This is a genomic window from Amycolatopsis sp. lyj-108, assembly GCF_046549005.1.
Taxonomy (GTDB): Bacteria; Actinomycetota; Actinomycetes; order Mycobacteriales; family Pseudonocardiaceae; genus Amycolatopsis.
Genome location: NZ_JAJPWQ010000002.1, coordinates 381,074 through 404,542, shown reverse-complemented (window position 1 = coordinate 404,542; position 23,469 = coordinate 381,074). Strand labels below are relative to the sequence as shown.

The 23,469-nt window shown below is 69.2% G+C and carries 26 protein-coding genes; 8 read left to right on the top strand and 18 right to left on the bottom strand.

Features of this window, described 5'->3' with window-relative positions:
* Positions 1-12 precede the first annotated feature (12 nt).
* The 4 genes from ACLJO0_RS08205 to ACLJO0_RS08190 all read left to right on the top strand — a co-directional run bounded on the left by ACLJO0_RS08205 (position 13) and on the right by ACLJO0_RS08190 (position 3,321).
* Positions 13-936: a 1,4-dihydroxy-2-naphthoyl-CoA synthase gene (locus ACLJO0_RS08205; protein WP_410577317.1), complete on the top strand. Its 924-nt coding sequence runs from the start codon at positions 13-15 to the stop codon at positions 934-936.
* A gap of 84 nt (positions 937-1,020) precedes the next feature.
* The gene (menE, locus tag ACLJO0_RS08200) at positions 1,021-2,145 is read left to right on the top strand and encodes an o-succinylbenzoate--CoA ligase (protein WP_410577315.1); all 1,125 of its coding nucleotides are present in this window, start codon (positions 1,021-1,023) and stop codon (positions 2,143-2,145) included.
* Positions 2,146-2,207: 62 nt separating this feature from the next.
* Positions 2,208-2,366, top strand: a complete 159-nt coding sequence (locus ACLJO0_RS08195; protein ID WP_167337758.1) for a hypothetical protein — start codon at positions 2,208-2,210, stop codon at positions 2,364-2,366.
* Positions 2,367-2,451: 85 nt separating this feature from the next.
* Entirely contained in the window at positions 2,452-3,321 is an 870-nt protein-coding gene (locus ACLJO0_RS08190) for a 1,4-dihydroxy-2-naphthoate polyprenyltransferase (protein ID WP_410577313.1), read from the top strand.
* A 369-nt stretch (positions 3,322-3,690) separates the two neighbouring features.
* Here the strand turns inward: ACLJO0_RS08190 and ACLJO0_RS08185 are convergent, their stop codons facing one another.
* Genes ACLJO0_RS08185 through ACLJO0_RS08175 form a run of 3 tightly spaced genes read right to left on the bottom strand, consistent with a single transcriptional unit; the run spans position 3,691 to position 5,533 of the window.
* Positions 3,691-4,773, bottom strand: a complete 1,083-nt coding sequence (locus ACLJO0_RS08185; protein WP_125790204.1) for a PLP-dependent cysteine synthase family protein — start codon at positions 4,771-4,773, stop codon at positions 3,691-3,693.
* Positions 4,770-5,048, bottom strand: a complete 279-nt coding sequence (locus ACLJO0_RS08180) for a DUF4229 domain-containing protein (RefSeq protein ID WP_410577310.1) — start codon at positions 5,046-5,048, stop codon at positions 4,770-4,772. The genes ACLJO0_RS08185 and ACLJO0_RS08180 overlap by 4 nt, the downstream gene beginning before the upstream one ends.
* A gap of 11 nt (positions 5,049-5,059) precedes the next feature.
* Positions 5,060-5,533 (bottom strand): Lrp/AsnC family transcriptional regulator, encoded by a 474-nt coding sequence (locus ACLJO0_RS08175; protein WP_199746236.1) that lies wholly within the window; start codon positions 5,531-5,533, stop codon positions 5,060-5,062.
* 248 nt (positions 5,534-5,781) lie between these two features.
* Between ACLJO0_RS08175 and ACLJO0_RS08170 the strand changes: the two genes are divergently transcribed.
* Both ACLJO0_RS08170 and ACLJO0_RS08165 read left to right on the top strand, forming a co-directional pair.
* Positions 5,782-5,994 carry a BldC family transcriptional regulator gene (locus tag ACLJO0_RS08170; protein ID WP_005151795.1) on the top strand — a complete coding sequence of 71 codons (213 nt, stop codon included), beginning with the start codon at positions 5,782-5,784 and terminating at the stop codon, positions 5,992-5,994.
* Positions 5,995-6,143: 149 nt separating this feature from the next.
* Positions 6,144-6,326: a hypothetical protein gene (locus ACLJO0_RS08165; protein ID WP_016330943.1), complete on the top strand. Its 183-nt coding sequence runs from the start codon at positions 6,144-6,146 to the stop codon at positions 6,324-6,326.
* A 51-nt stretch (positions 6,327-6,377) separates the two neighbouring features.
* Here the strand turns inward: ACLJO0_RS08165 and ACLJO0_RS08160 are convergent, their stop codons facing one another.
* From ACLJO0_RS08160 to hemL, 8 genes are all read right to left on the bottom strand, one after another.
* On the bottom strand, positions 6,378-7,718 hold the full coding sequence (locus ACLJO0_RS08160) for a MinD/ParA family protein (RefSeq protein ID WP_410577309.1): 1,341 nt from the start codon (positions 7,716-7,718) through the stop codon (positions 6,378-6,380).
* Between the two features lie 79 nt (positions 7,719-7,797).
* Positions 7,798-8,766, bottom strand: a complete 969-nt coding sequence (gene ccsB, locus ACLJO0_RS08155) for a c-type cytochrome biogenesis protein CcsB (protein WP_410577307.1) — start codon at positions 8,764-8,766, stop codon at positions 7,798-7,800.
* A 5-nt stretch (positions 8,767-8,771) separates the two neighbouring features.
* A complete protein-coding gene (locus ACLJO0_RS08150; RefSeq protein WP_410577306.1) occupies positions 8,772-10,349 on the bottom strand; it encodes a cytochrome c biogenesis protein ResB in 1,578 nt (525 codons plus the stop codon).
* Positions 10,346-11,119, bottom strand: coding sequence for a cytochrome c biogenesis CcdA family protein (locus ACLJO0_RS08145; protein ID WP_410577304.1), 774 nt, complete (start codon positions 11,117-11,119; stop codon positions 10,346-10,348). The genes ACLJO0_RS08150 and ACLJO0_RS08145 overlap by 4 nt, the downstream gene beginning before the upstream one ends.
* Positions 11,120-11,274: 155 nt before the next feature.
* Positions 11,275-11,946, bottom strand: coding sequence for a rhomboid family intramembrane serine protease (locus ACLJO0_RS08140; RefSeq protein ID WP_410577302.1), 672 nt, complete (start codon positions 11,944-11,946; stop codon positions 11,275-11,277).
* A 166-nt stretch (positions 11,947-12,112) separates the two neighbouring features.
* The gene (locus ACLJO0_RS08135) at positions 12,113-12,694 is read right to left on the bottom strand and encodes a TlpA family protein disulfide reductase (protein WP_410577301.1); all 582 of its coding nucleotides are present in this window, start codon (positions 12,692-12,694) and stop codon (positions 12,113-12,115) included.
* Positions 12,691-13,323 (bottom strand): histidine phosphatase family protein, encoded by a 633-nt coding sequence (locus ACLJO0_RS08130; RefSeq protein ID WP_410577299.1) that lies wholly within the window; start codon positions 13,321-13,323, stop codon positions 12,691-12,693. Before ACLJO0_RS08130 ends, ACLJO0_RS08135 begins: the two co-directional genes overlap by 4 nt.
* Complete coding sequence (gene hemL, locus ACLJO0_RS08125; RefSeq protein WP_410577298.1) at positions 13,320-14,624, bottom strand: glutamate-1-semialdehyde 2,1-aminomutase; 1,305 nt, start codon at positions 14,622-14,624, stop codon at positions 13,320-13,322. Before hemL ends, ACLJO0_RS08130 begins: the two co-directional genes overlap by 4 nt.
* 121 nt (positions 14,625-14,745) lie before the next feature.
* Here hemL and ACLJO0_RS08120 point away from each other — a divergent pair, with 121 nt between their 5' ends.
* The gene (locus ACLJO0_RS08120) at positions 14,746-15,237 is read left to right on the top strand and encodes a TspO/MBR family protein (protein WP_410577296.1); all 492 of its coding nucleotides are present in this window, start codon (positions 14,746-14,748) and stop codon (positions 15,235-15,237) included.
* Here the strand turns inward: ACLJO0_RS08120 and ACLJO0_RS08115 are convergent.
* Genes ACLJO0_RS08115 through hemB form a run of 4 tightly spaced genes read right to left on the bottom strand, consistent with a single transcriptional unit; the run spans position 15,230 to position 17,570 of the window.
* Complete coding sequence (locus ACLJO0_RS08115) at positions 15,230-15,616, bottom strand: hypothetical protein (RefSeq protein WP_125788683.1); 387 nt, start codon at positions 15,614-15,616, stop codon at positions 15,230-15,232. The two genes, ACLJO0_RS08120 and ACLJO0_RS08115, sit on opposite strands and share 8 nt — an antisense overlap.
* Positions 15,594-16,046: a hypothetical protein gene (locus tag ACLJO0_RS08110; protein ID WP_125798134.1), complete on the bottom strand. Its 453-nt coding sequence runs from the start codon at positions 16,044-16,046 to the stop codon at positions 15,594-15,596. The genes ACLJO0_RS08115 and ACLJO0_RS08110 overlap by 23 nt, the downstream gene beginning before the upstream one ends.
* Entirely contained in the window at positions 16,043-16,588 is a 546-nt protein-coding gene (locus ACLJO0_RS08105) for a hypothetical protein (protein WP_410577293.1), read from the bottom strand. The genes ACLJO0_RS08110 and ACLJO0_RS08105 overlap by 4 nt, the downstream gene beginning before the upstream one ends.
* A 10-nt stretch (positions 16,589-16,598) precedes the next feature.
* Positions 16,599-17,570: a porphobilinogen synthase gene (gene hemB / locus ACLJO0_RS08100; RefSeq protein ID WP_125788680.1), complete on the bottom strand. Its 972-nt coding sequence runs from the start codon at positions 17,568-17,570 to the stop codon at positions 16,599-16,601.
* Positions 17,571-17,709: 139 nt separating this feature from the next.
* Here hemB and ACLJO0_RS08095 point away from each other — a divergent pair, with 139 nt between their 5' ends.
* Positions 17,710-18,996: an Nramp family divalent metal transporter gene (locus ACLJO0_RS08095; protein ID WP_410577291.1), complete on the top strand. Its 1,287-nt coding sequence runs from the start codon at positions 17,710-17,712 to the stop codon at positions 18,994-18,996.
* A gap of 449 nt (positions 18,997-19,445) precedes the next feature.
* On the opposite strand, the gene ACLJO0_RS08090 is transcribed toward ACLJO0_RS08095, so the two are convergent.
* The 3 genes from ACLJO0_RS08090 to ACLJO0_RS08080 form a co-directional block, all read right to left on the bottom strand.
* Complete coding sequence (locus tag ACLJO0_RS08090; protein ID WP_038520123.1) at positions 19,446-20,978, bottom strand: uroporphyrinogen-III synthase; 1,533 nt, start codon at positions 20,976-20,978, stop codon at positions 19,446-19,448.
* Between the two features lie 60 nt (positions 20,979-21,038).
* Complete coding sequence (gene hemC / locus ACLJO0_RS08085) at positions 21,039-21,986, bottom strand: hydroxymethylbilane synthase (protein WP_410577290.1); 948 nt, start codon at positions 21,984-21,986, stop codon at positions 21,039-21,041.
* An 85-nt stretch (positions 21,987-22,071) separates the two neighbouring features.
* Positions 22,072-23,469, bottom strand: a complete 1,398-nt coding sequence (locus tag ACLJO0_RS08080) for a glutamyl-tRNA reductase (protein ID WP_410577288.1) — start codon at positions 23,467-23,469, stop codon at positions 22,072-22,074.

The window sequence follows — 23,469 nt, the reverse complement described above, 5'->3', positions numbered from 1 at the left end:
ATTCTCCCAAACGTGGATGACGCCCAGGTTTCCGAGCTGTTCGACCCGGCCTTGTGGACCGAAGTCGACGGTTTCGACTTCACCGACATCACCTATCACCGCTCCTCTGAGAGCCGCTCAGGCAAACGGGTGGTGCGTATCGCGTTCGACCGTCCCGAGGTCCGCAACGCCTTCCGTCCGCACACCGTCGACGAGCTGTACCGCGCGCTCGACCACGCGCGGATGAGCTCGGACGTCGGCTGCGTCCTGCTCACCGGCAACGGCCCATCGCCGAAGGACGGCGGCTGGGCGTTTTGTTCCGGTGGTGACCAGCGTATTCGCGGACGCTCCGGGTATCAGTACGCGGACGGGGAGACCTCCGACACGATCGATCCCGCGAGGGCGGGACGGCTGCACATTCTCGAGGTCCAGCGGCTGATCAGGTTCATGCCGAAGGTGGTCATCGCCGTGATCCCCGGCTGGGCGGCGGGCGGCGGGCATTCGCTGCACGTGGTGTGCGACCTCACGCTCGCGTCGGCCGAACACGCGCGGTTCAAGCAGACCGACGCCGACGTCGGCTCGTTCGACGGCGGCTACGGCTCGGCGTACCTCGCCAAGCAGGTCGGGCAGAAGTTCGCGCGGGAGATCTTCTTCCTCGGGCGCGAGTACACGGCCGAGCAGATGCAGGCGATGGGCGCGGTGAACTCCGCCGTCCCGCACGCGGAGCTCGAAGCCGAGGCGCTGGACTGGGCGTGGACGATCAACGGCAAGTCGCCGACCGCGCAGCGGATGCTCAAGTACGCGTTCAACCTCACCGACGACGGCCTGGTCGGCCAGCAGCTCTTCGCCGGTGAAACCACCCGGCTGGCGTACATGCAGGACGAAGCCGTCGAAGGCCGCGACTCCTTCCTGGAGAAGCGCTCCCCCGACTGGTCGGCGTTCCCCTACTACTACTGACCTCCGCAATTCGGCACCTGGTTGCGGTCGTTGCGTGCGCAACGATCGCAAGCAGGTGCCGAATTGCGGTCGTAGGCTGGCGGGATGCGTGCGATAGGGGTGGACGGGGGTCCGGCGTCGATCGACGGGCTGACCTCGGCGTTGGCCGAGGCGCTCGGCGGCGGCCCGGCCGTCCTCCCCTACGCGTCGGAGGCCCTGCGGGACGCGATGGAGCCGACGCGCCCGGCCGAACCCGGGACGGCGGTGATCATCGCCACCTCCGGGTCCACCGGCGAGCCGAAGGGCGTGCTGCTGTCGGCGTCGGCGCTGACCGCGTCGGCGAACGCCACCCACGCGCGGCTCGGCGGCCCGGGTCACTGGCTGCTCGCGACCCCGGCGCAGTACATCGGCGGACTGCAGGTGCTGGTCCGCTCGCTGCTGGCCGGGACGACGCCCGCCGTGCTGCACGCCCCCGGCTTCCGGCCGGACGACTTCGCCGAGGCCGCCGCGCCGCTGCTGTCACTGGACGGGCCGCGCTACACCGCACTCGTGCCGACCCAGCTCGGACGGCTGCTCGACGCGGGCGGGCCCGGCCTGGCGGCGGCCCGCGCTTTCGACGCGATCATCGTCGGCGCCGCGGCGACCACCGCGGATCTGCGCGAGCGCGCCGCCGAAGCGGGCGTGAAGATCGTGCCCGCGTACGGCATGAGCGAGACCGCGAGCGGCTGCGTCTACGAAGGCGTACCGCTGGACGGAGTACACGTCGAACTCGAAGACGAGCGGGTCTGTATCACGGGTGACGTGCTCTCGCACGGCTACCGACTGCGACCCGACCTGACCGCGGAGGCCTTCGAGCACGGCCGGTTCCGCACCTCCGACCGCGGCCGATGGTCGGCCGACGGGCGGTTGGAGATCCTCGGGCGGATCGACGACATGATCAACACCGGCGGGGTGAAGGTGGCCGCCGCGGCCGTCGAACGGATCTTGACCGCGCAGCCGGGGATCCGGGACGCGTGCGTGGTCGGCGTACCGGATCCCGAGTGGGGTGAAGCCGTCGTCGCACTCGTCGTCGGCGCTGGTTGCGACGTCGATTCGCTGCGCGCCGCGTGCCGCGAAGAGGCCGGCGCCGCGGCCGCTCCGAAGCGAGTCGAGTTCGCCGAAGAACTCCCGCTGCGGGGTCCGGGGAAGGTCGACAGGACGGCCGTCCGGAATCTCCTACGAAGGTCGTGAATTCCCCACCGATTACTGGGACATTGTTGACACAATCATTACCCGCGGGTTTACGTCTAGGTATGACGCGCTGGACACGCACCGTATTGGCCTGCACCGCCGTCACGATGGGACTGGTCGCTTTGGCCGGGCCCGCGCTGGCGGACGAACCGGAAACCGCCGTTCCGAACAGCGGCACGCTCACCTGGACACTGGAAGACGCGATCGACGACCTCAAGTAGCGCGACTCGTCACCTGCTCGGGATGCCTCGAGCAGGTGACGAGGCCCGCATACCGGCCGGTAGTGGCCAGGGCCAGAATGGCGGCATGGCGACTGCTGGTGAATGGATCGAAGGGGCGCGCCCGCGGACGCTGCCCAACGCGGTGGCGCCGGTGGTCGCCGGAGTCGGCGCGGCGGTCGCGCTCGACGGCTTCTCCTGGTCCCGATCGATTCTCGCGCTGCTGGTCTCGCTGGCCCTGATCGTCGGCGTCAACTACGCCAACGACTACTCCGACGGCATCCGCGGCACCGACGAAAACCGCGTCGGCCCGCTGCGGCTGGTCGGCTCCGGAGTCGCGAAGCCGAAGGCGGTCCTGACGGCCGCCCTCGTCGCCCTCGGGCTCGCCGGAGTCCTCGGGCTCGTCCTCGTCGCGATCAGCGGCCTGTGGTGGCTGCTGGCGATGGGCGCGGTCTGCATCCTCGGCGCCTGGTTCTACACCGGCGGCAAAAAGCCTTACGGCTACTACGGTTTCGGCGAGATAGCGGTCTTCGTCTTCTTCGGGCTGGCGGGCGTGCTGGGCACCGTGTACGTCCAAACCGGACAGCTCAGCTGGACGGCGCTCGGCTGCGCGGTCGCCGTCGGCTCGTTCTCGACCGGCGTGCTGACCGCCAACAACCTCCGCGACATCCCGACCGACATCGAGTCCGGCAAGCGCACGCTCGCCACCCGGCTCGGCGACGACGGCACCCGTCGCCTTTACCTGACGCTGGTCGCGATCCCGTACGTCGTGAGCGTGCTACTCGCCTTCGTGACGCCGTGGGCGCTGCTGGGGCTGCTGACCGCGCCGCTGCTGGTGAAGTCCGTCAAGGCCGTCGGCGGCGGCGCACAGGGGCGGGCGCTGATCCCGGCGCTGCGGGACACCGGGTTCGCGATGCTGGGGTGGGCGGTCTTGACCGCGGTCGCCCTCGCGCTCTGAGCGTCACCGGACCTTTGATGCGGGACCGTGTGGATTTCGGGGCGTTGGATGACCCGAAATCCACACAGTGGGGCATCAAAGGTCCGGTCGCGGCTTTTCTGCCCGTGTCGGCCTCGGGCGGGGGTGCGGGGGATGAACGCACCGTTCATTCCTTGAGTTTTCCGCTTCGGGCCACCATCTGTAGTGCTCTGGCGTCTGGGCGATCACTAAATGCAGCCCAGGCGATAGCAAAGGTCCCTTGCTCCTTTGGTGATCCGGCGAACTTGAGGTAGGCCGCCCAGCCCGTGTCGCGAAAGCCACTTTCGGGACGTCAGGCGTCGCGAAAGTGGCTTTCGCGACATCCCGGAAGACCCGAGGGACCCCAGGGCGTCAGGCCTCCGGGGCGAGCTTCCCGCTCACCAGGAACTCCCGGTACTTGTCCAGGTAAGGCGCGATGTCGATGTTCTTCCGCGCCAGCCACTCGTCGTCGTAGTACGTGTTGGCGTACCGCTCGCCGCCGTCACACAGCAGCGTGACGACGCTGCCCGCCTGGCCTTCCGAGACCATCCGCGAGATCAGCGTGAAGGCGCCGAAGAGGTTCGTGCCGGTCGAGCCGCCTGCCCAGTGTCCGGTCCGTTCGCGCAGCACGCGGATGGCGGCCAGCGAGGCGGCGTCCGGCACCTGCAGCATTTCGTCGATCACGCCGGGCACGAACGACGGCTCGACGCGCGGCCGCCCGATCCCCTCGATCCGCGACGGCATGCCGGTGCTGTAGTCGAGCGCCCCGGTCTGCCAGGCGCCGTAGAAGGAGGAGTTCTCCGGGTCGACGACGGCGATCTTCGTGGTGTGCCGCTTGTAGCGCACGTAGCGGCCGAAGGTCGCGCTCGTGCCGCCGGTGCCGGCGCCGACCACGATCCACGTCGGCACGGGGTGCCGCTCGGACTGCATCTGCGCGTACACCGATTCGGCGATGTTGTTGTTCCCGCGCCAGTCCGTCGCGCGCTCGGCGTAGGTGAACTGGTCGAGGTAGTGGCCGTTGCACTCCGAAGCGAGCCGCTCGGCCTCCGGGTACATGTCCGGCGCGCGGTCGACGTAGTGGCATTCGCCGCCGTAGAACTCGATGAGCGCGATCTTCTCCGGCGAAGTGCTGCGCGGCACCACGGTGATGAACCGCAGGCCGAGCATCCGCGCGAAGTACGCCTCCGAGACCGCCGTCGAGCCGCTGGACGCCTCGACGAGCACGGTGTCCTGCCCGATCTGGCCGTTCACCAGGCCGTACAGGAACAGCGAACGCGCGAGCCGGTGCTTGAGCGAGCCGGTCGGGTGGACCGACTCGTCCTTCAGGTAAAGGTCGATGCCCCATTCGGCGGGCAGCGGGAAGACGTGCAGATGCGTGTCGGCGCTGCGGTTCGCGTCGGCCTCGATGATGCGGACGGCTTCGCGGACCCAGCTGCGGCTGTGCAGACGGCTCACGCGGTGCCGTCCGCTCGGTCGCCGCGCAGCTGGGAGCGCAGGTCGGCACGGGCGCGAGCGCGCTTTTCGTTGCGGCGGGCGAGTCCGGCGGTCACGCGCGCGTTCAGCGGGCGGAACAGCAGCAGACCCAGCGGCAGCCCCACGACCAGGCCGATCAGCAGCGCGACCAGCAGCGGGACGTTGACCAGCAGTAACCCGCCTGCGATGACCCCGACCAGGAGAAACCTGGCCAGTACGTACAGCGTCAGGTCACGGGGCAGGTGATTATCGCTCACATCAACGCAGGCTACGCGCTGCCGTTGCGGCCGTCCTCCAGGCCCGCGTTGTTGGGACGCCCTTCGAAGCGGGTGGAGAGCACGACGGTGGTGTTCGTCCGGCCGACGCCGGGGATCCGCCGTAGCCTGCCGAGCGTCCGCTCCAGATCGTCGACGGTCGCCACCCGCACCTTGACGACGAAAGCCTCGTCGCCCGCGACGGCGTAGCAGCTTTCGACCTCGTCCAGGGCCCCGAGCGCGTCCGCGACGTCGTCTTCGGTCGCGGTGTCCGTGGGGTGGATGCCGACCAGCGCCGTCACGCCGAGTCCGACCGTGTTGGGGTCGACCATGGCGTGGTAACCGGTGATCACGCCGGCGGCCTCGAGTTTGCCGACCCGCTCGTGCACTGATGAAGCCGAGAGCCCGACAGACCGGCCGAGGTCGGCGTAGGTAGCCCGCCCGTTCTCCCGCAATGCCGCGATGATCTTCCGATCCACCTGGTCCACCGCTACACCTTAGGTGCCACGCCCCGATTCGCGTGATCAGGGCGCGTTTTCGTACATCCGTGACAAGACCTGGGCGGCCACGGGCGCATGTCTCGGTTGTCGGTTTTGACCTTTAAGGGCTCTTTACTGTTGGACAACCGTTCGAGTACCTGACGGGTGAGATGCAACGATTGCCGTGTTGGCTACCCGGCACGACGGGCATCGGGCCCGCCTCCGGTTTAGCACTGGAACCGTGAAGGAGGCGGAAAATGACCGCGACCATGGGCGGCAGGTTGCTCACCCCCGGTGAAGTGGCGGCCCTGTTCCGGGTCGACCCGAAGACCGTGACCCGCTGGGCGACCGCGGGCCGGATCGGCTCGATCCGCACTCCCGGTGGGCACCGCCGGTTCCGCGAGGCCGAGGTGAACGAGCTCCTCGCCGAGCTGACCACCGACGCCAGCGAGCCCGCGCGCAAGGTCTGACCTGGCATTTCCCTTAAAAAGGACTCCAGTGACGAAGGGCATGAAATCGCCCTTCGTCACATTGGGGTATCCATGAGTCCCCCCGCGCGCGGCAAAGAGGCTAGCCTCGTGGGACTGAGCAACGTCCTCCACGCGGAAAGGGGCCGAGCATGATCTATTTGCTCGCGGCCATCGGAGCGCTCACCGTCGCCGTGGTCTTGTGGCGCGCGTTCGGGATCGAGCGCGTCGGGGTGCCCTCGTCGCGGCCGACACTCGCCCCGGACGACGACCCGGACTTCCTGCGCAAGCTCGGTGAGCAGCAGCGCAAAGGTAAAGACGAGGATAAAGACTAGGCCTGGGAGCGCAGCTCCTCCGTCGAGGGTGGCGGCGGGGGCATGGATGGACTAGGGCTGAATCGGCTGGTAGTGCTGGCCGCCGAAGCCGTCGGCGACGGTGGCCGCCAGTTCCAGCAAGGCCAGCCGCGTGTCGTCGTCGAGCCGGTCCAGTTCGATCTCGGCGCCTTCTTCCAGGTGCGGATCGAACGGGATGCGGCAGACCGAGCGGACCCGTGCGCCGAAGTGCGCGGAGAGCTTGTCGAGGTCGACGGAGCCGCCCTTCGGCCGCACCGAGTTGATCACCGCGACGGACCGTTTGACCAGGTCGCCGTAGCCGTGCGCCTCCAGCCAGTCGAGTGTGGCCGACGCACTGCGCGCCCCGTCGACGGAGCCGGACGAGACCACCACCAGCGCGTCCGCGACGTCCAGGACGCCCTTCATCGCCGAGTGCATCAAACCGGTCCCGCAGTCGGTGAGCACGATGTTGTAGAAGTGCTCCAGCAGGTTGACCGTGCGCCGGTAGTCGTCCTCGGAGAAGGCTTCCGAAACCGCCGGATCCTGCTCGCTGGCGAGGATCTCCAGCCGGCTGCCGCCCTGCGACGTGTACGACCGGACGTCGCTGTACCTGGTGATCTTGTCCGCGTCCCGCAGCAGGTGCCGGACGGTCGCGGTGGTCTCGATCGGGATCTTCTGCGACAGCGTCCCGCGGTCCGGGTTCGCGTCGACGGCGACGACCCGGTCACCGCGCAGTGAGGCGAAAGTCGAGCCCAGCGTGGTCGTCGTGGTGGTCTTGCCGACGCCGCCCTTGAGGCTCAGCATCGCGATCTTGTAGCACCCGCGCAGCGGCTGGTTGATCTGCGCGATCAGTTCACGCTTGCGCGTGTCCTTGGGGCTCTCCCCCGGGTTGACGAGCTTGCCGGTGCCCACATAGAGGGCCTTGCGCCAGCCCGACTGCGGCTTGCGTTTCTGCGGCTTCACCAGGCTCGCGGTGGCGAGTTCGTCCGGGAGCGCGTGCCTGCCCTGCGGCTGCGGGAGCCCGGGCACGCCGGGCTGCTGGACCGGCTGCTGCTGTTGCGGCGGCGGCGCGTACTGCTGCTGGGGCGGGTACTGGGCGACCTGCTGCGGCTGCGCCTGCTGAGGGTGCAGCGGGGGCAGGTTCTGGTCGTAGGGCTGCTGATACTGGCCCTGCGACGGCTGCGGCAGCGGCTGCTGTTGAGCGGGCTGCTGTTGCGGGTACTGACCCTGCTGCGGGTACTGGGGCTGGACGACCTGGGTCGGCTCGGCCTCGAAGCCACCCGCGTTCGGATGCGGCGCCGAATCCGTCCTGTCCTCGGAGAACAACTCCGAGGGCGGGCCGCTCTCGGTGGGTTCGGGGTGGCCAGGAGCCGATTCTTCGCTGGGTCCGGTCACCGCTGAATTCCTCCTCCGCGCACGTCTTCCCCCATTACCTCAGTATTGACGGTAGTCGGCTCGCGTGCAGCGGCGGCGGTCAGCCCCCGGCGTAGGAATGCAGGCCCGACGTCACCAGGTTCACGAAGAACATGTTGAAGATCGTCGCGGAGAATCCGACGATGTTGATGATCGCCGCCCGCTTCCCGCGCCAGCCCGCGGTGGCACGGGAGTGCAGGTACGCCGCGTAGACGACCCACGCCACGAAAGCGACGGTCTCCTTGGGGTCCCAGCCCCAGAACCGGCCCCACGCCGCTTCGGCCCACACCGCGCCGCAGAGCACGCCGAAGGTGAAGATCGGGAAGGCGAAGATGGTGGTGCGGTAGGCGATGCGGTCGAGCACGTCCGCGGCGGGCAGCTTCGAGCCGAACTTGGCGAACTTCGCCGGGTTGTCGTCGTGGGCGGCGCGGAAGAGGTAGAGGACGCTCGCGACACCCGGCACCAGGAAGACACCCGAACCGATGATCGCCGCGGAAACGTGGATGATCAGCCAGTACGACTGGAGCGCGGGCTGCACCGGCGCGGCCGTCGTGTACAGCATGGTGCCGTTGACGAACATCAGGATCACGACCGGCAGCAGCAGGAAGCCGGTGAGGTGGCGGACCGGGAACTTCCGCATGATGACGAGCCAGGTCACGACGGCGATGAAGGTCGTCGCCATGCCGTATTCGTAGAGGTTGCCCCACGGCGCGCGGTGCACGGCGAGCCCGCGCAGCACGATCGCGGCCAGGTGGAGCAGCGCGGCCAGCACCAGCAGCGCGGCGCCCATGCGGCCGATGCGCTCGGGGCGGCCGATCTCACGCGGGGGCTCGACGGGCGTCCCGTAAGCCGGCGGGCCGCCCGCGCCGACCAGTTCGCGGGAACGCTGGATGCTGCGTTCCGCCGCCAGGCGGCCCTTCGCCCCGAAACCCTGCTCGATGAGGGCGAACATCAACGCGACGACGTAGATCGCCGCCGCGGTGGTGTAGGAGTAGTCGCTGTACTGGGACAGCGTCTCGTTGATCGGCATGACCTCTAGTTGCCTCTCTGCCCCTGGACCAGCTTGGCGCTGATCCGCTGGAACTCTTCGCCGTAGCCCGCCTGATCGGTGCGCGCCAGCCCGGCGACCTCGATCACGGTACCCGTCTCACCTTCGCGCGCCGGGCTCACCCGCACCCACACCCGGCGCCGTTTGACCAGCAACGATCCCGCCAGCCCGATCAGCATCGCGACCGCGCAGACCAGCACCCAGCCCTGCACGGGATCGTGCGAGACCTGGATCGCCACCCATTCCTGGACGCCGTCGAAACGGACCTTCGTGCCGTCGTCCAGCACGGTCTCCTGACCCTGGTCCAGGTTCTGCCGGGTGAGCTTCTTGAGCCTGCCGTCCGCGACGAGCGACTGGTCGATCTGGAAGATCGACTGGCCGCGACCGGCGTCGAGGCCGAGGTCGCCGCGGTAGATGTCGACGGCCACGGCAGGCTTGTTCGCCTCGGGCCGCGACGACGTCAGCACGTTGCCGTGCAGGAACGCGGTCGGCGCGAGCAGGCCGGTGATCGCGAGCTGCCGGGTGCGGCGTTCGATCGGGTCCGCGATCCCCGGCTGGTCGATCTTCGTGGCGCCTTCGGAGAGCTTCGTCGGCTCGTCGGCGGGACGCCACGGAGTGATGTTGGTGCGCACGGTGCCGTCGGGGAAGGTCACCGTGAACTTCGGCGAGTAGCCGAAGTTCAGCAGGTAGACGCGGTCGCCCGCGGTGCGCAGCGGCGAGTTGACCTCAAGTCCGTACGGCTTCCACGCACCGGTCTTCAGGTCTTCGCCGGACTGGTACTCCATGTTGGAGTGGTAGTAGTTCGCCTGCCCGCTCTCGGTGTAGCGCGCCTCGAAGTCCTTCAGCCGGATGCAGAACGCGTTGAGGTCGGTGCCGTCGACGCGCAGTCCGGCGTTGAAGGTGTCGTAGCCGAGGATGCCGGAGTTGCACCACGGGCTGTTGTCGGCCTGGACGATGACCTGGCCTTCGTAGCCGAACAGCTTGCCCAGCGCGAAGAAGATGATCAGGCCCAGCATGCCGAAGTGGAAGACGAGGTTGCCGGTCTCGCGAAGGTACCCGCGTTCGGCGGAGATGCTTCGGGTTCCGTCGGCGTCTTCGTGCTCGACGCGGCGCCAGCCTTTAAGCAGCGCGTGAGTGTCCTTCATGACCGTCTCGGGGGTCCGGTCGGTCGTGGTGGACACGTGATGCGGCATCCGCGAGAGCTTGCGCGGTGTGAGCACCGGCTTCGCGCGCATCGCCTTCGCGTATTCGAGGCTGCGCGGCGCGAGACAGCCGATGAGCGAGATCATCAGCAGGATGTAGATCGCGGAGAACCACACGCTGCCGTACACCTCGAAGAACTGCGCGCGGTCGAGCAGTTCGCCCCACCAGCCGTGCGCGGCGATGTACTCGTCGGTCTTGGCGACGTTGAGGTTCCGCTGCGGCAGCAGGGCGCCCGGCATCGCGGCGAGCGCGAGCAGGAACAACAGCACCAGCGCGGTGCGCATGGACGTCAAGCCACGCCAGGTGTTGCGCAGGAAGGCGAGGACGCGCTTCAGCGGCGTCGGACGATATTGGGTGGTCACAAGGGCAGCCTGAGTTCGGTCACGAGGGTGTTCCTGATCCAGCCGGTCATGTCGCCCCACAGCCCGGTCACCAGCAGGACGCCGACGACCAGCAGCAGGACGCCGCCGAAGACCTGTACCTGACGGCCGTGGCGGCGCAGCCAGTCCGTCGCGCGGACGGCCCAGCGGGCGCCGAACGCGATGAGGAGGAACGGGACGCCGAGACCGAGGCAGTAGACCAGGATCAGCACGTACCCGCGCACCGCCGCCCCGCCGGTGGCGCTGGCCATGGAGATGACCGCGGACAGCGTCGGCCCGATGCACGGCGTCCAGCCGAGCCCGAACACCGCGCCGAGCACCGGCGCGCCCCACAGTCCGCCGCGCGGCACGTGATGCGAACGGAACTCCCGCTGCAATCCCGGGATCCAGCCGAGGAAGACCATCGCCATCGCGATGGTCAACACGCCGCCGAGGCGCTGGAGGAGGTCCATGTTGAGCTGGACGGCGTCGGCGATCCACACCAGCGTCCCCAGTGTCACCACGAAGACGACGGTGAACCCGAGCACGAACAGCGCCGCCGCGCCGACGACGGCGTACCGGCCCTTCTTGCGCCCCTCGTCCGCGCTGACCGCGGGCGCGTCCGCGCCGACCAGCGCCGCCAGGTACGCGAGATACCCGGGCACCAGCGGCACGACGCAGGGCGACGCGAAGGAGATCGTCCCGGCCAGCAGCGCGACAGCCGCGGCGAGCAGCAGCGGCCCGGAAAGCGCCAGCTCGGTAACACCGTTCACGCAAAGGAGCGTAGGCAGTGTGGTCGAGGTGAAAACGCCGGGGCGCCCTCAACGGGACCTACGTCGCACCCGGTCAGGACCTTGGTCCCGGCCCATTCCTCGCAATTCGGCACCTGGTTGCGATCCTTGCACACGCAAGGATCGCAATCAGGTGCCTACTTGAGGGTGTCGGGCGGCGCGAGCGGAATGGTCGGGAAGGCGGGTGCGGCGGGCTCCGGCTTGGGACGGCGGTCCCGGAACACCCAGCCGCCAGCGAGGCCGCCGAGGAAGCCGAAGAGGTGCGCCTGCCAGCTGACCCCCGCGTCCTGCGGGAACAGGTTCGTGAACTGGTACGCGAAGCACAACGCCATGACCAGGCCGATCACGATGTCGATCTTGTGCCGGTCGAAGATCCCGCGCACGAGCACGTACCCGAAGTAGCCCATCACCAGGCCGCTCGCGCCGACCCCGACCGTGCCGGAGTCGTGCAGGGCCCAGGCGCCGAGACCGCTCGTCACCGCGATCAAGACCGTGACGCTGAGGAACTTCTTCACTCCGCGGTACGCCGCGAGGAACCCGAAGATGAACAGCGGCCCGGAGTTGAACTCGATATGTCCCCAGCTGGCGTGCATGAGCGGTGCGGTGAGCACGGTGGGCAGCGAACTGATCTCCCGCGCCCGTGTCCCGTACTCGAGGGCAAGCTCGTAGCCGTCGATAGCGTTGTAGATCTGGATCAGCCAGAGGACCACGAGCACGCCGACCATGACCCAGAGGGCCTTCTTGGCCTCCGCGATCATGGCCTCGGCGTCACGTTGACCGGATCTGGGCACGTCTGAAGCGGTCGTCATTTCCTTCTCCCCAGTTCAGAGCCGCTCCACGCGGCCGGACGAGGAGGATAACCAGCCCGTACGACGGGAGTGAGGGCGCGACCATCCACCAGCCGCCGCGTTTCGTCCTCTGGTTGCGGTAATCAGCTGGCGAACGACCGCAACCAGAGGACTACTTGCGCGGCGGTCAGGCGGGTTCGGCGACCAGGCGTTCGACGACGGGCAGCAGGTCCGACGCCAGCAGGTCCCGCAGGAACACCGCCGCGACGCGGTGCTGTTTGTCCAGCACGATCGTCGACGGGATGATGTTGCGCGGGTAGCCCGAGAGCTGCAGCAGCGTCCGCCCCGACGGGTCGTAGATCGACGGGTACGTCAGCTTCCGGTCCCGCATGAAGTCCTGCGCCGGGGCCCGGTCGTTGTCGCGAAGGTCGATGCCGACCACCTGGACGCCGGACGCCTTGGTCTGGTCGTAGACCTTCTGCATCTCCGGCGCCTCGACACGGCACGGCCCGCACCATTGGCCCCACAGGTTCAGCACGATGACCTTGCCGGGGAAGTCCGCGATCGAGAGCTGTTCGCCCTCGTTCATCAGGTCGTCGCCGGACAGGGTCGGCGACGGCTGGCGGTCCGCGACGTCGTAGGTGATGTCGACCTTCCCGCCCGGCGACACGAAGTTGAACGAGCCGCCGGTGACGACGGCGTCCTTGCCGGTGGTGCAGCCCGTGACGACGAGCGCAAGCGCGACGACGGCCGCCACGAGTCGCTTCATGCGCCGGTCACCTTCGGGTCGGTCGTGCCGGCGGGCTCGCTGTAGACGATCCGCACGAGTTCTTCGCCCTCGAAGACCAGGCTTGTCAGCGACGCGAGCGAGCACTGCCGGACGCGCGGGTCGTGCCAGAGCCGCTTCGCCTCCAGGAACCGCCGCACGGTCCAGATCGGCAGCTGATGCGAGACGCACAGCGCCTCGTGCCCCGCGGCCGCCTGCCGCGCCCGGTAGATCGCGCCGAGCATGCGGTGCGCGATCTCGACGTACGGTTCGCCCCAAGACGGCCGGAACGGGTTGACCAGCTTCGGCCAGTGCTTCGGCTGGCGGAGGGCGCCATCGCCGACGGCGACCCGCTCGCCCTCGAACTGGTTGTCCGCCTCGATGAGCCGATCGTCGGTGTCGACGTCGAGCCGGTGCGCGGCGGCGATCGGCGCTGCCGTCTCCTGCGCGCGCTGAAGCGGCGAAGCGACGACGTGCGTGATGTCGTGCTTCGCGACGGCTTCGGCGACCGTCAGCGCCTGGCGCTGGCCGCGGTCGGAGAGCTTGAAGCCGGGAAGACGGCCGTACAGGATCTTGTCCGGGTTGTGCACCTCACCGTGGCGAAGCAGGTGCACGATCGTCGTCTCGCTCACGCCTGGACCGCCTCGGCGGCAGCGCGGGCGGCGACACGCAACGCGGACTCGATGATCTCGAACTCGGCGTCGCCCATGGCCGCGTTGACGAACCAGGCCTCATACGCGCTCGGCGGCGCGTACACGCCGTTGTCCAGCAGCGCGTGGAAGAACGCCGGGAACCGCCAGGTCTCCGAGGCCTGCGCGCCCGGGTAGTTCGTCACCGGGTTCTCGCTGAAGAACACGCTGACCAAGTTGCCCGCGTACTGCACGGTGTGCGCGACGCCCGCCTCGGTCAGCGACCGGTCGAACAGGTCGCCGAGCCGCTTCGCGTTGGCGTCGAGGGCCGCGTACACGGCGTCGTCGGCCGCGCGCAGCGTCGCGAGCCCGGCGGCGACGGCGACGGGGTTCCCCGACAGCGTCCCCGCCTGGTAAACCGGCCCGCCCGGAGCCAGCTTCGCCATCACGTCGGCGCGGCCACCGAAGGCCGCGGCCGGCAGTCCGCCGGACATCACCTTGCCGAAGGTGTACAGGTCACCGGCGACGCCTTCGAGGCCGAACCAGCCCGCCTTCGAGACGCGGAACCCGGTCATCACCTCGTCCATGATCAGCAGCGCGCCGTGCTCGTGCGCGATCTCCTTGAGCCCGGCGTTGAAGCCGTCGGCCGGGGCCACGGCGCCCATGTTGCCGGCGGCGGCTTCGGTGATGATCGCGGCGATCGAGTCCGGATTGTCCACAAAGGACTTCCGGACCGCGTCGAGGTCGTTGTAGGGCAGGACGATCGTGTCGGCCGCCTGCGCGCCGGTGACACCGGGCGACGTCGGGAGGCCGAGGGTCGCGACACCGGAGCCCGCTTCGGCGAGCAACGCGTCGACGTGACCGTGGTAGCAGCCCGCGAACTTGATGATCTTCGCCCGGCCGGTGAATCCCCTGGCCAGCCGGATCGCGCTCATCGTCGCCTCGGTGCCGGAGTTGACCAGGCGAACCCGCTCCACCGGCTCGACCCGGTTGATGATCTCCTCGGCCAGTTCGACCTCGCCGCGCGTCGGCGTGCCGAACGACAGTCCGTTGACGGCCGCTTCGCGGGCGGCGGAGACGACGTCCGGATGCGCGTGCCCGAGGATCATCGGCCCCCACGACGAGACCAGATCGACGTAGCGGTTGTCGTCGGCGTCCCAGAGATACGGACCCTCACCGCGCACCATGAACCGCGGGGTGCCGCCGACGGAGTTGAAGGCCCGCACCGGGGAGTTCACCCCGCCCGGGATCGCGGCCTTCGCTCGTTCGAACCATGCCTTGGACTGATCGACTCCGGTAGTCACCTCCCCAGTCTCGCAAATCACGGATGACACCCGCCGCCGAGTCCTCACGGTTCCGGGCATGGCGTGACCAGGCCCACTAGGGTGGGAGCACTCCCGCCGAAACCCTCGCGGAGGAACCCACGTGTCCACGGTGCCGTCACCACCGACCCACCACCGTCGCCTGCGCTGGCAGGCCTTGGCCGGATTCGTCGCCATGTCGGCGATCGTGGGGATCGTGGCCGGGCTGGCGGTCGCCACCCGCTCCGAGACGCACAACGCGCTGGCCCGCCCGTCGTGGGCGCCACCGGGCTGGCTCTACGGGCCGACATGGTCGGTCCTGCTGCTCCTGGTCGCCTTCGCGGGCTGGTGCTACTGGCGCACCGACGGCGAAACGCGCGGATTCGCCTTCTACGGCGTCTGCCTGCTGCTGACCCTGCTGTGGACGCCGCTGTTCTTCGCCGGCGGCGCGCACGTCCTGGCGCTGGCCGACGTCGTCGTACTGGACTTCGTGGTGCCGATCACGATGATGGAGTTCGGTCGCCGGTCGAAGCTCGCGGCCTGGCTGCTCGTGCCGTATCTGCTGTGGCTGCTGTTCTCGACCGCGGTCAACGCCGCGGTCGTGTGGCTCAACTGAGCTTGGGTTCCTTGGGCTTGCGTCCCTTGGCCCGGACGGCGAGCAGGAACTGGCGGATCGCGTCCACCACCAGGATCGCGGCCAGCACGCCCAGCCCGATGGCGCCGGCGAGCGGGCCGCCGAAGTAGCGCTGTGATTCCAGCGTCGTCGTCTCGCCGTAGGTGATCACGACCGGGACGACACCGGCCTTCCAGCAAGCGAAAGCACCCCACACGGCGAGCGCGGCGAGGATCAGTTCGACGGCTCCCACCACGGCGCGCAGGGGTTTGTGCAGCCGGGCGTTGCGCCGGGTGTCCTCCGGTGGCCACAGATCGGCGCCGGTCGGCTGGGGAAGGTCGATCACAGTGAGCAGCTTCTCATGACTCTGTGGTGCGAGCACGCACCAAATCCTGGAGAGCCTCGCGGAGGGCGTCCGGATCCTTGGCCCAGGCGCGGACGAAAACGCCGTCTTCGAGCTTCAAGCCGACTTCGCCATGCTTCTTGGGGATCGTCCAGCCGCCGCCGAGGACCCGCGCCCCGACCGGGGCGTCGTCTTCGAGGACTTCGGCGATCCGAGCCGCCTCCAGGGTTTCCCTGCCCTGCCGGTAGCCGTCCGCGGTGACTTCGAGCGAGAGGTACCGGCGGCGCGCGTACACCCACGGCACGGTGATCGCCACCAGCCCCGCCGCGACCAGGATCCAGGCCAGCCAGTGCACCGGCCCGCCGGTCGCCAGTTCCGCGAGCAGCCCGGCGAGGGAGAACAGCGGCGCCCACAGCAACGCCGTCCAGCCGACGCCGGGTTCGGCGTAGAGGGCGGGCTCCGGCGTCATGGCAGCTTGCGCCCGACCTTCGGGAAGTAGTCGGCGACGCTGGGCAGGTACATCAGGATCAGCGCGATCACCGCGATCAGCGTGGCGATGACGACGAAAAGCGCGCCGCCGAGGACGAGGAGCCCGACGAGGGCGAGGAAGACCGCGAGGCCGGTCAGCACCGCCCTGGCCGAACGCGTTCCTTCGCGGGCCTTGTAGGCGAAAATGGCGAACAGCACGGCGAACGTGATCGCGCCGACGAACAGGTTCATGATCAACCCGTCGACACTGTCGACGATCCGCGACGGGTCGACCCTCAGCGCGGGGTCAGGCTGCTCCGCGTTCTGCTTGAGGTACGTGTCGATCACCGTCTGCCTGCCGATCAGCAGATAGACGGGCCCGGCGATCAGGGCGAGACCGGTCGCGATCCACAACCAGAACGAGAGGGCGACAGGCTTCGGCACGACATGGTTCGGCGCCTCCTGGCCAGGCAGGATCGGGTCGGGCGCACGTCCCCGCTTGCGGCGCTCGTCGTCCGTTTCGCCGGCTTCGCTGTCGCTCACGCGAGGCAGCCTAGTCCAGCCAACCCGCGGCTTCGGCGGCCCAGTAGGTGAGGATCATGTCCGCGCCCGCACGGCGGATCGAGGTCAGCACCTCGAGGATCGTGCGCTCGCGCTCCAGCCAGCCGTTCGCCGCGGCGGCCTCGACCATCGCGTACTCACCCGAGATGTTGTACGCCGCCAGAGGAACCGGCGACGCCTCGGCGGCCGCCCTGATGACGTCCAAATAGGACAGCGCGGGTTTGACCATGATCATGTCGGCGCCCTCGGCGATGTCCAGCTCGATCTCGCGCAACGCTTCACGCACGTTGCCAGGATCCTGCTGGTACGTCTTCCGATCGCCCTTCAGCTGCGAGTCGACGGCCTCACGGAAGGGGCCGTAGAACGCGCTCGCGAACTTCGCCGAGTAGGCGAGGATGCCGGTGTCCGTGCGCCCGGCGCGGTCGAGCGCGGCGCGGATGACGCCGACCTGGCCGTCCATCATGCCGCTGGGCCCGAGCAGATGCGCGCCCGCTTCCGCCTGCGCCAGCCCCATTTCCGCGTACAGGCGCAGGGTCGCGTCGTTGTCGACACCGCCGTCGGCGTCGAGGACGCCGCAATGGCCGTGGTCGGTGAACTCGTCGAGGCACGTGTCCGCCATCAGGACCGTCGCGTCGCCGAGTTCGGCCTTCAGGTCACGCAGGGCGACGTTGAGGATGCCGTTCGGGTCGATCGCGCCGGAACCCTCGGCGTCCCGCGTCTTCGGGATGCCGAACAGCATCAGGCCGCCGACCCCGGCGTTGACCGCGTCGACGGCGGCTTTGCGCAGCGTGTCACGGGTGTGCTGGACGACCCCGGGCATGCTCGCGATCGGGCGGGGCGTGTCGATGCCCTCGGCCACGAACATCGGGAGGATCAGCTGGCGCGGCCGCAGCGTCGTCTCGCCCACCAGCCTGCGCATGGCCGGAGTGGTACGGAGCCTGCGGGGACGATGTTCGGGAAACACCCTTACGACGGTACTCCCGCACGCTCGAGACGCGGTCCGCAGCCTCGCTGGGCCGCACGGGCGCACCTTTCCTAAGGGACGGTAAAGAGTCACCTTTGTCCGATTCCTCTGTGGTGTGACGTGGGTTACCTTCCACGGCATGTCGAGTTCAACGGTGACCGACCAACTGGAAGAACCGCCCGTCGGCTGGCGCGCACGGCTGCGCCAGGTCGGGCCAGGGATCATGGCCGCGGCGACCGGGGTCGGCGCGGGCGACCTCGTCGCGACGATGGTGGCCGGATCGCGCTTCGGGTACACGCTGCTGTGGGCGGTACTCGTCGGCACGATCTTCAAACTCGCGCTGGCCGAAGCCGTCGGCCGCTGGCATCTGACGTCGGGCCGGACGATGCTGGCCGGCTGGCGGACGCTGGGCATGTGGGCGCTGATCTACTTCGGGATCTACGCGGTGATCTGGGGGTTCGTCTACGGCGCGACCGCGATGTCCGCGTCGGGCCTGCCGCTGAACGCGCTCTTCCCCGCGCTTTCGGTGCGGTACTGGGCGATGATCTGCGGCCTGCTCGGCTTCGCGCTGGTGTGGTTCGGGCGCTACGCGATCATCGAGAAACTGATGACGATCCTGGTCGGCATCATGTTCGTGACCGTGGTCGGGACCGCGATCCTCGTCGTGCCGAACTTCGCCGAACTGTTCAAGGGCGCCGTCCCGACCCTGCCCGACGGCTCGCTCGTCTACGTCCTCGGCCTGATCGGCGGCGTCGGCGGCACGATCACCATGGCGGCGTACGGCTACTGGACACTCGCGAAGGGCTGGCGTTCGGCGAAGTGGCTGTCGATGATGCGGACCGACAACGCCGTCGGCTACATCATGACCGGTGTCTTCGTGATCGCGATGCTGATCGTCGGCGCGGAACTGCTGGTCGGCCAGAAGATCATCTCGGGCGACAAGGGCCTGCTGTTCCTCGGCGACACCCTCGCCGCGGATTACGGGCAGTGGGCGCGGATCCCGTTCCTCATCGGCTTCTTCGCGGTCTCGTTCACGTCGGTGATCGGCGTCTGGCACGGCGTGAGCCTGCTCTTCGCGGACTGGTGGCGCATTCTGCGGCTGCCCGCGGACACCACGGAAAGCGTTGAGGCGTATGAGAAAAAGGCGGGAGAACGCAGCGTCGCATACCGCGGATACGTGCTGTGGCTGACCTTCCCGCCGATGGCGTTGCTGTTCCTGGACCAGCCCTTCCAGCTCACCGTGATCTACGGCGTGCTGGGCGCGTTGTTCATGCCGTTCCTGGCCGCGACCTTGCTGGTGTTGCTGAACACCTCACGGGTGCCACGGGAGGGACGGTCGCGGTGGCTCTCGAACGGGCTGCTGGGCATCTGCCTGGCGATGTTCGCGTACCTGGCGTACACGGAGGTCGTGAAGTTCTTCAGCTGAGGTGACCGCCCGCCCGGCGCAAGTAGGTGACTACTTGCGTGCCGCTTGGTCGGGGCAAGTAGGTGACTAGTTGCGCCGCTCGGTCGGGCCGAAGGCGCCCTTCGCCGAGTCTCACGCAGCGAAGGACGCCCTCACCTCAGGTGAGCTCAGCTGAGGTGGGCGCCCACCGCAAGTAGTCACCTACTTGCGGTCTCGAGGCCGTGAGGGCCTCCTTCCCTACTTTGAGAGTAGGCAAGGAGGCCCTCACGGACAGAGGGCGCGGCGGTGGCTGTGCTCCGGCGGCGGTTCCGCGTGATCGGACGGACGACTCGCGTGATCCGACGGACGACTCGCGGCGGATCCCGCCCGGCGCAAGTAGGTGACTAGTTGCGCCGGGGGCACGAAACGTGAAGGCCCCCTTCACTGCGTCTAGCGCAGTGAAGGGGGCCTTCACATACTTCAGCGATCGATCAGGAGCGGCGGGCTCGCTTCGCCTTGCGAGGCGGCGGGAGCGCACCTTCGGCGCGGAGCCGCGCGGCGTGCTCGGCGAGCGCGTCGACCAGGTGCGGGACGTCGGCCTTCTCGGGCTGGACGTCGACCCGCAGCCCGAACTCCACGGCGGTTTCCGCGGTCTTCGGGCCGATGCACGCGACCAGCGTGCGGGTGTGCGGCTTGCCGGCGATGCCGACGAGGTTCCGCACGGTCGAGGACGAGGTGAAGCAGACCGCGTCGAAACCGCCGGTCTTGATCATCTCGCGGGTCTCGGCTGGCGGCGGCGCAGCACGCACGGTGCGGTACGCGGTCACGTCGTCGATCTCCCAGCCGCGTTCACGCAGTCCAGCCGAAAGGGTTTCGGTGGCGATGTCCGCCCGCGGCAGCAGCACGCGGTCGACGGGGTCGAGAACGTCGTCGTACGGCGGGAACTCGGCGAGGAGGCCCTCCGAGGACTGCTCACCTTCCGGGATCAGCTCCGGGATGATGCCGAAGGAGCGGACCTTCGCGGCGGTCGATTCGCCGACGCAGGCGATCTTCACGCCGGAGAAGGCGCGGGCGTCGAGCCCGAACTCTTCGAACTTCTCCCACACCGCGCGGACGGCGTTGGTCGAGGTGAAGACAATCCACTGGTAGCGGCCGTCGACGAGACCCTTGACCGAACGCTCCATCTGAGCGGGGCTGCGCGGCGGCTCGACCGAGATGGTCGGGACCTCGTGCGAGGTGGCGCCGTGGCCGCGAAGCCGCTCCGCCATCTCACCGGCCTGCTCCTTGGTGCGCGGCACCAGGACCTTCCAGCCGTACAGCGCGCGCGACTCCCACCAGGACAGCTTCGAGCGCTGGCCGACGGCCTGGCCGATGGTCACGATGAGCGGGCCGACGAGCTCGCCCGCTTCGTTCGCGACGGTGGCCAGCGTGGTGTCGAGGGTCCGCTGAGTGTTGATGGTGCCGTTCGACGTCACCGCGACCGGGGTGGTCGGCGCCAGCCCGTGCTCGGTCAGCGCGGACGCGGCTTCGGCGAGGTGCGCCGACGTCGCGTGCAGCACGATCGGGCCGGGGGTGGCGGCCAGTGCGGCCCAGTCGACGTCGCCGCGGACGTCGACCTCGGTGTGCGTCCCGCCGAGCGCGACACCGGCATACGCCGGGACGGCCGCGCCGGGCGAGACGCCGGGGATGATGTCGAAGACGGCGCTGGTCCGGGAAACGGCCTGCACCTCGGCGACGACGGCGGGCTGGGTCAGCGGGTCACCGGCGATCAGCCGGAGCACCAGCCGTCCGGCCTTGGCCTCGTTCACCAGGTCCTTGGCGACCTCGGTGGCCTCGCCGACGGCGGGGCGCACTTCGGCGCCCTCGGCGGCGAAGGCCAGGACGCCCGAAGGGACGTCCGGGTCGGTCACCACGACCTCGGCCTTGGCGAGCAGCTCCTGAGCGCGGACGGTCAGCAGACCGGCGTCACCGGGGCCCGAGCCCACGAAGGCGACTCGCCCGGTGGTCTTACGCGCGGGGGTCATCTGTGCGTTCTCCTCTTGAGCGGCCGCAGTCGAGCGCGGCCCTACCTTCAACGTTCTGACTCACTGGGCGGGACCGGACAGTGCGCCGGCCCCCAGGTCGAGCAGTTCGGCGGCCAGTGTCCGGCCGAGTTGTTCGGCTTGATGCTTGTCGGCGAGCGCGGAAGCGCGCACCATGTCGACCGCTTTCCCGTCCTCTTCGACGGCGGCGGTGCCCCGCAGCGAGATCCGCTCGACGACCCGCCCTTCGGCGTCCAGGTCTTCGACGATCTCCGCCAGCGCTCCGACCGGTGCGCTGCACCCGGCTTCCAGCGCCGCGAGCAACGCCCGCTCGGCGGTCGCCACGGCGCGGGTGCCTTCATCGTCCACTGTGGACCCGAGCAGGTGCTCGATGTCCACGTCACCGGTCCGGCACTCCACCGCCAGCGCACCCTGCGCGGGGGCGGGCAGCATCTGGATCGGGTCGAGGGTCTCGGTGATCTCCTCCGCCCGGCCGATCCTGGCCAGTCCGGCACGCGCCAGGACGACGGCGTCGAGCTCTCCGTCGCTCACCTTGCGCATGCGGGTGTCGATATTGCCTCGGATCGGCACGATTTCCAAACCGAGACCGAGCGCACGCAGTTGCGCGGTGCGCCGCGGCGAGCCGGTGCCGACGGTCGAACCCGGCGGCAGCTCGCCCAAAGTCAGCCCGTCACGGGCGATCAGCGCGTCACGCGGGTCCTCGCGGGGCGGCACGGCGGCGAGCGTGATGCCCGGCTCCGGCTTCGTCGGGAGGTCCTTGTACGAGTGCACGATGACGTCGACTTCCTCGCGCAGCAAGGCTTCGCGCAGCGCGGAAGTGAAGACGCCGACCCCGATCGTCGGGATCGGCGCGGACGATTTGTCGCCGGGCGTCGTCACGGTGACGAGCTCGACCTCGGCGCCGGTGGCGCGCAGCGCGTCGGCGATGGTGCCGGTCTGCGCGAGGGCGAGTTTGCTGCCGCGCGTCCCGATGCGGATGACTCTGCTCACTGATGATCACTCGTCCTTTTCGCGGTGCGGCGCGCGACCGCGATCGCGCCGCCAGGGCGCACCTGCTCTTGGAACTCGCTTGTCATTACTCAGCGCCCTGCCGTCGCGATAGCGGGGCCTCCGGCCGAAGCGCGCGCGACGGCTCGTTTCCCGAAGGCGGGATCGGACCGCGCTCGCCACCGCCACCCTTTGGTGCGGTAGGACTCGCCACCGCGGCGGGCGCCTGCGGGTCGAGGCAGAACAGCTCGCGCAGCGCGTTGGCGTAATCGGTGTCGGCCGTCTCGGCGGCCAGCTGCTTGACCCGCACCGTCGGCGCGTGAAGCAGCTTGTCGACCACTCGGCGGACCGTGCGGCCGACCTCCTCGCGGACCCCGGCTTCGAGGTCCGGCAGGCGGTTGTCCAGCCGCAGCAGTTCGGCGTCGACGACCTCGGCCGCCCGGCGCCGCAGCGCCGTCACGGTCGGGGTGACCTCGGCGCTGCGCTGTCCGGCGAGGTACTCGCGCACCTCGTCGAGCACGATGCCGGTGGCCTTCGCGGTCTGCCGTTCGGTGGTCGGGGTGCCCTTGTCGCGCATGCGGCGCTGGATGGTCTCGAGGTCGACCACGGTCACGTCGGCCAGCTCGGCGACCTCGTGCTCGACGTCACGCGGGAGGCCGAGGTCGCAGACGACCAGCGGGCGCCCGGCGCGGGCGGGCACGTGCGCGGTGGTGAACACCGCGGCCTGCGCGCCGGTGCAGCAGACGACGACGTCCGCCTCGGCGACCGCGTCCGCGATCCCGCTCATCTGGACGGCCTTCGCGGGCACTCCCTGCTCGACGCTCGCGGCGGCGAGACGGGCGGCCCGTGCTTCGGTGCGGTTGGCGATGGTGATCTCGCCGATCCCGGTTTTACGCAGGTGGGAGGCGGTCAGCGCGCCCATCGAACCGGCGCCGATGATCAGCGCGTGCTTGCCCTCGATGTCCCCGGCCGCGGCCAGCGCCTCGGAGACGACCGACGCGCCCAGCTGATCCAGGCCCGTTTCACTGTGCACACGTTTGCCGACGCGCAGCGTGGTCTGGATCAGTTCGTGCAGCGTGCGGCCGACGGTGCCCGCCTCGCGCGCGGTGGCGTAGGAGGACCGGATCTGGCCGAGGATCTGCGTCTCGCCGACGACCATCGAGTCCAGGCCGGAGGTGACCGAGAACAGGTGCTCGATCGCGGCGCCCGCGTAGTGCACGTACAGCGAGTCGTAGAGGTCCGCGGGCTGCATCCCGGCCTGGCGGGCGAGCACGTCGGAAACGTCGTTCAGACCGCCGTGGAAGGTCTCGACGACCGCGTAGACCTCGATGCGGTTGCAGGTCGAGACGAGGATCGCCTCGCTGACGTGTTCGGCCTGCTGCAGTTCGTGGAGCACCTTGGTCACGTCGGTCGCGGGGACCGCGACGCGTTCCAGGGTGTTCAGCTCGGCACTGCGGTGCGAGAGCCCGACCGCCAACACGCTCAT

Excerpts from the sequence above, each read along its gene's own strand:
- menE (WP_410577315.1), top strand. The coding sequence starts at position 1,021 with ATGCGTGCGATAGGGGTGGACGGGGGTCCGGCGTCGATCGACGGGCTG.
- ACLJO0_RS08195 (WP_167337758.1), top strand. The coding sequence starts at position 2,208 with ATGACGCGCTGGACACGCACCGTATTGGCCTGCACCGCCGTCACGATG.
- ACLJO0_RS08190 (WP_410577313.1), top strand. The coding sequence starts at position 2,452 with ATGGCGACTGCTGGTGAATGGATCGAAGGGGCGCGCCCGCGGACGCTG.
- ACLJO0_RS08170 (WP_005151795.1), top strand. The coding sequence starts at position 5,782 with ATGACCGCGACCATGGGCGGCAGGTTGCTCACCCCCGGTGAAGTGGCG.
- ACLJO0_RS08165 (WP_016330943.1), top strand. The coding sequence starts at position 6,144 with ATGATCTATTTGCTCGCGGCCATCGGAGCGCTCACCGTCGCCGTGGTC.
- ccsB (WP_410577307.1), bottom strand. The coding sequence starts at position 8,766 with ATGCCGATCAACGAGACGCTGTCCCAGTACAGCGACTACTCCTACACC.
- ACLJO0_RS08140 (WP_410577302.1), bottom strand. The coding sequence starts at position 11,946 with ATGACGACCGCTTCAGACGTGCCCAGATCCGGTCAACGTGACGCCGAG.
- ACLJO0_RS08135 (WP_410577301.1), bottom strand. The coding sequence starts at position 12,694 with ATGAAGCGACTCGTGGCGGCCGTCGTCGCGCTTGCGCTCGTCGTCACG.
- ACLJO0_RS08110 (WP_125798134.1), bottom strand. The coding sequence starts at position 16,046 with ATGACGCCGGAGCCCGCCCTCTACGCCGAACCCGGCGTCGGCTGGACG.
- ACLJO0_RS08095 (WP_410577291.1), top strand. The coding sequence starts at position 17,710 with ATGTCGAGTTCAACGGTGACCGACCAACTGGAAGAACCGCCCGTCGGC.
- ACLJO0_RS08090 (WP_038520123.1), bottom strand. The coding sequence starts at position 20,978 with ATGACCCCCGCGCGTAAGACCACCGGGCGAGTCGCCTTCGTGGGCTCG.
- ACLJO0_RS08080 (WP_410577288.1), bottom strand. The coding sequence starts at position 23,469 with ATGAGCGTGTTGGCGGTCGGGCTCTCGCACCGCAGTGCCGAGCTGAAC.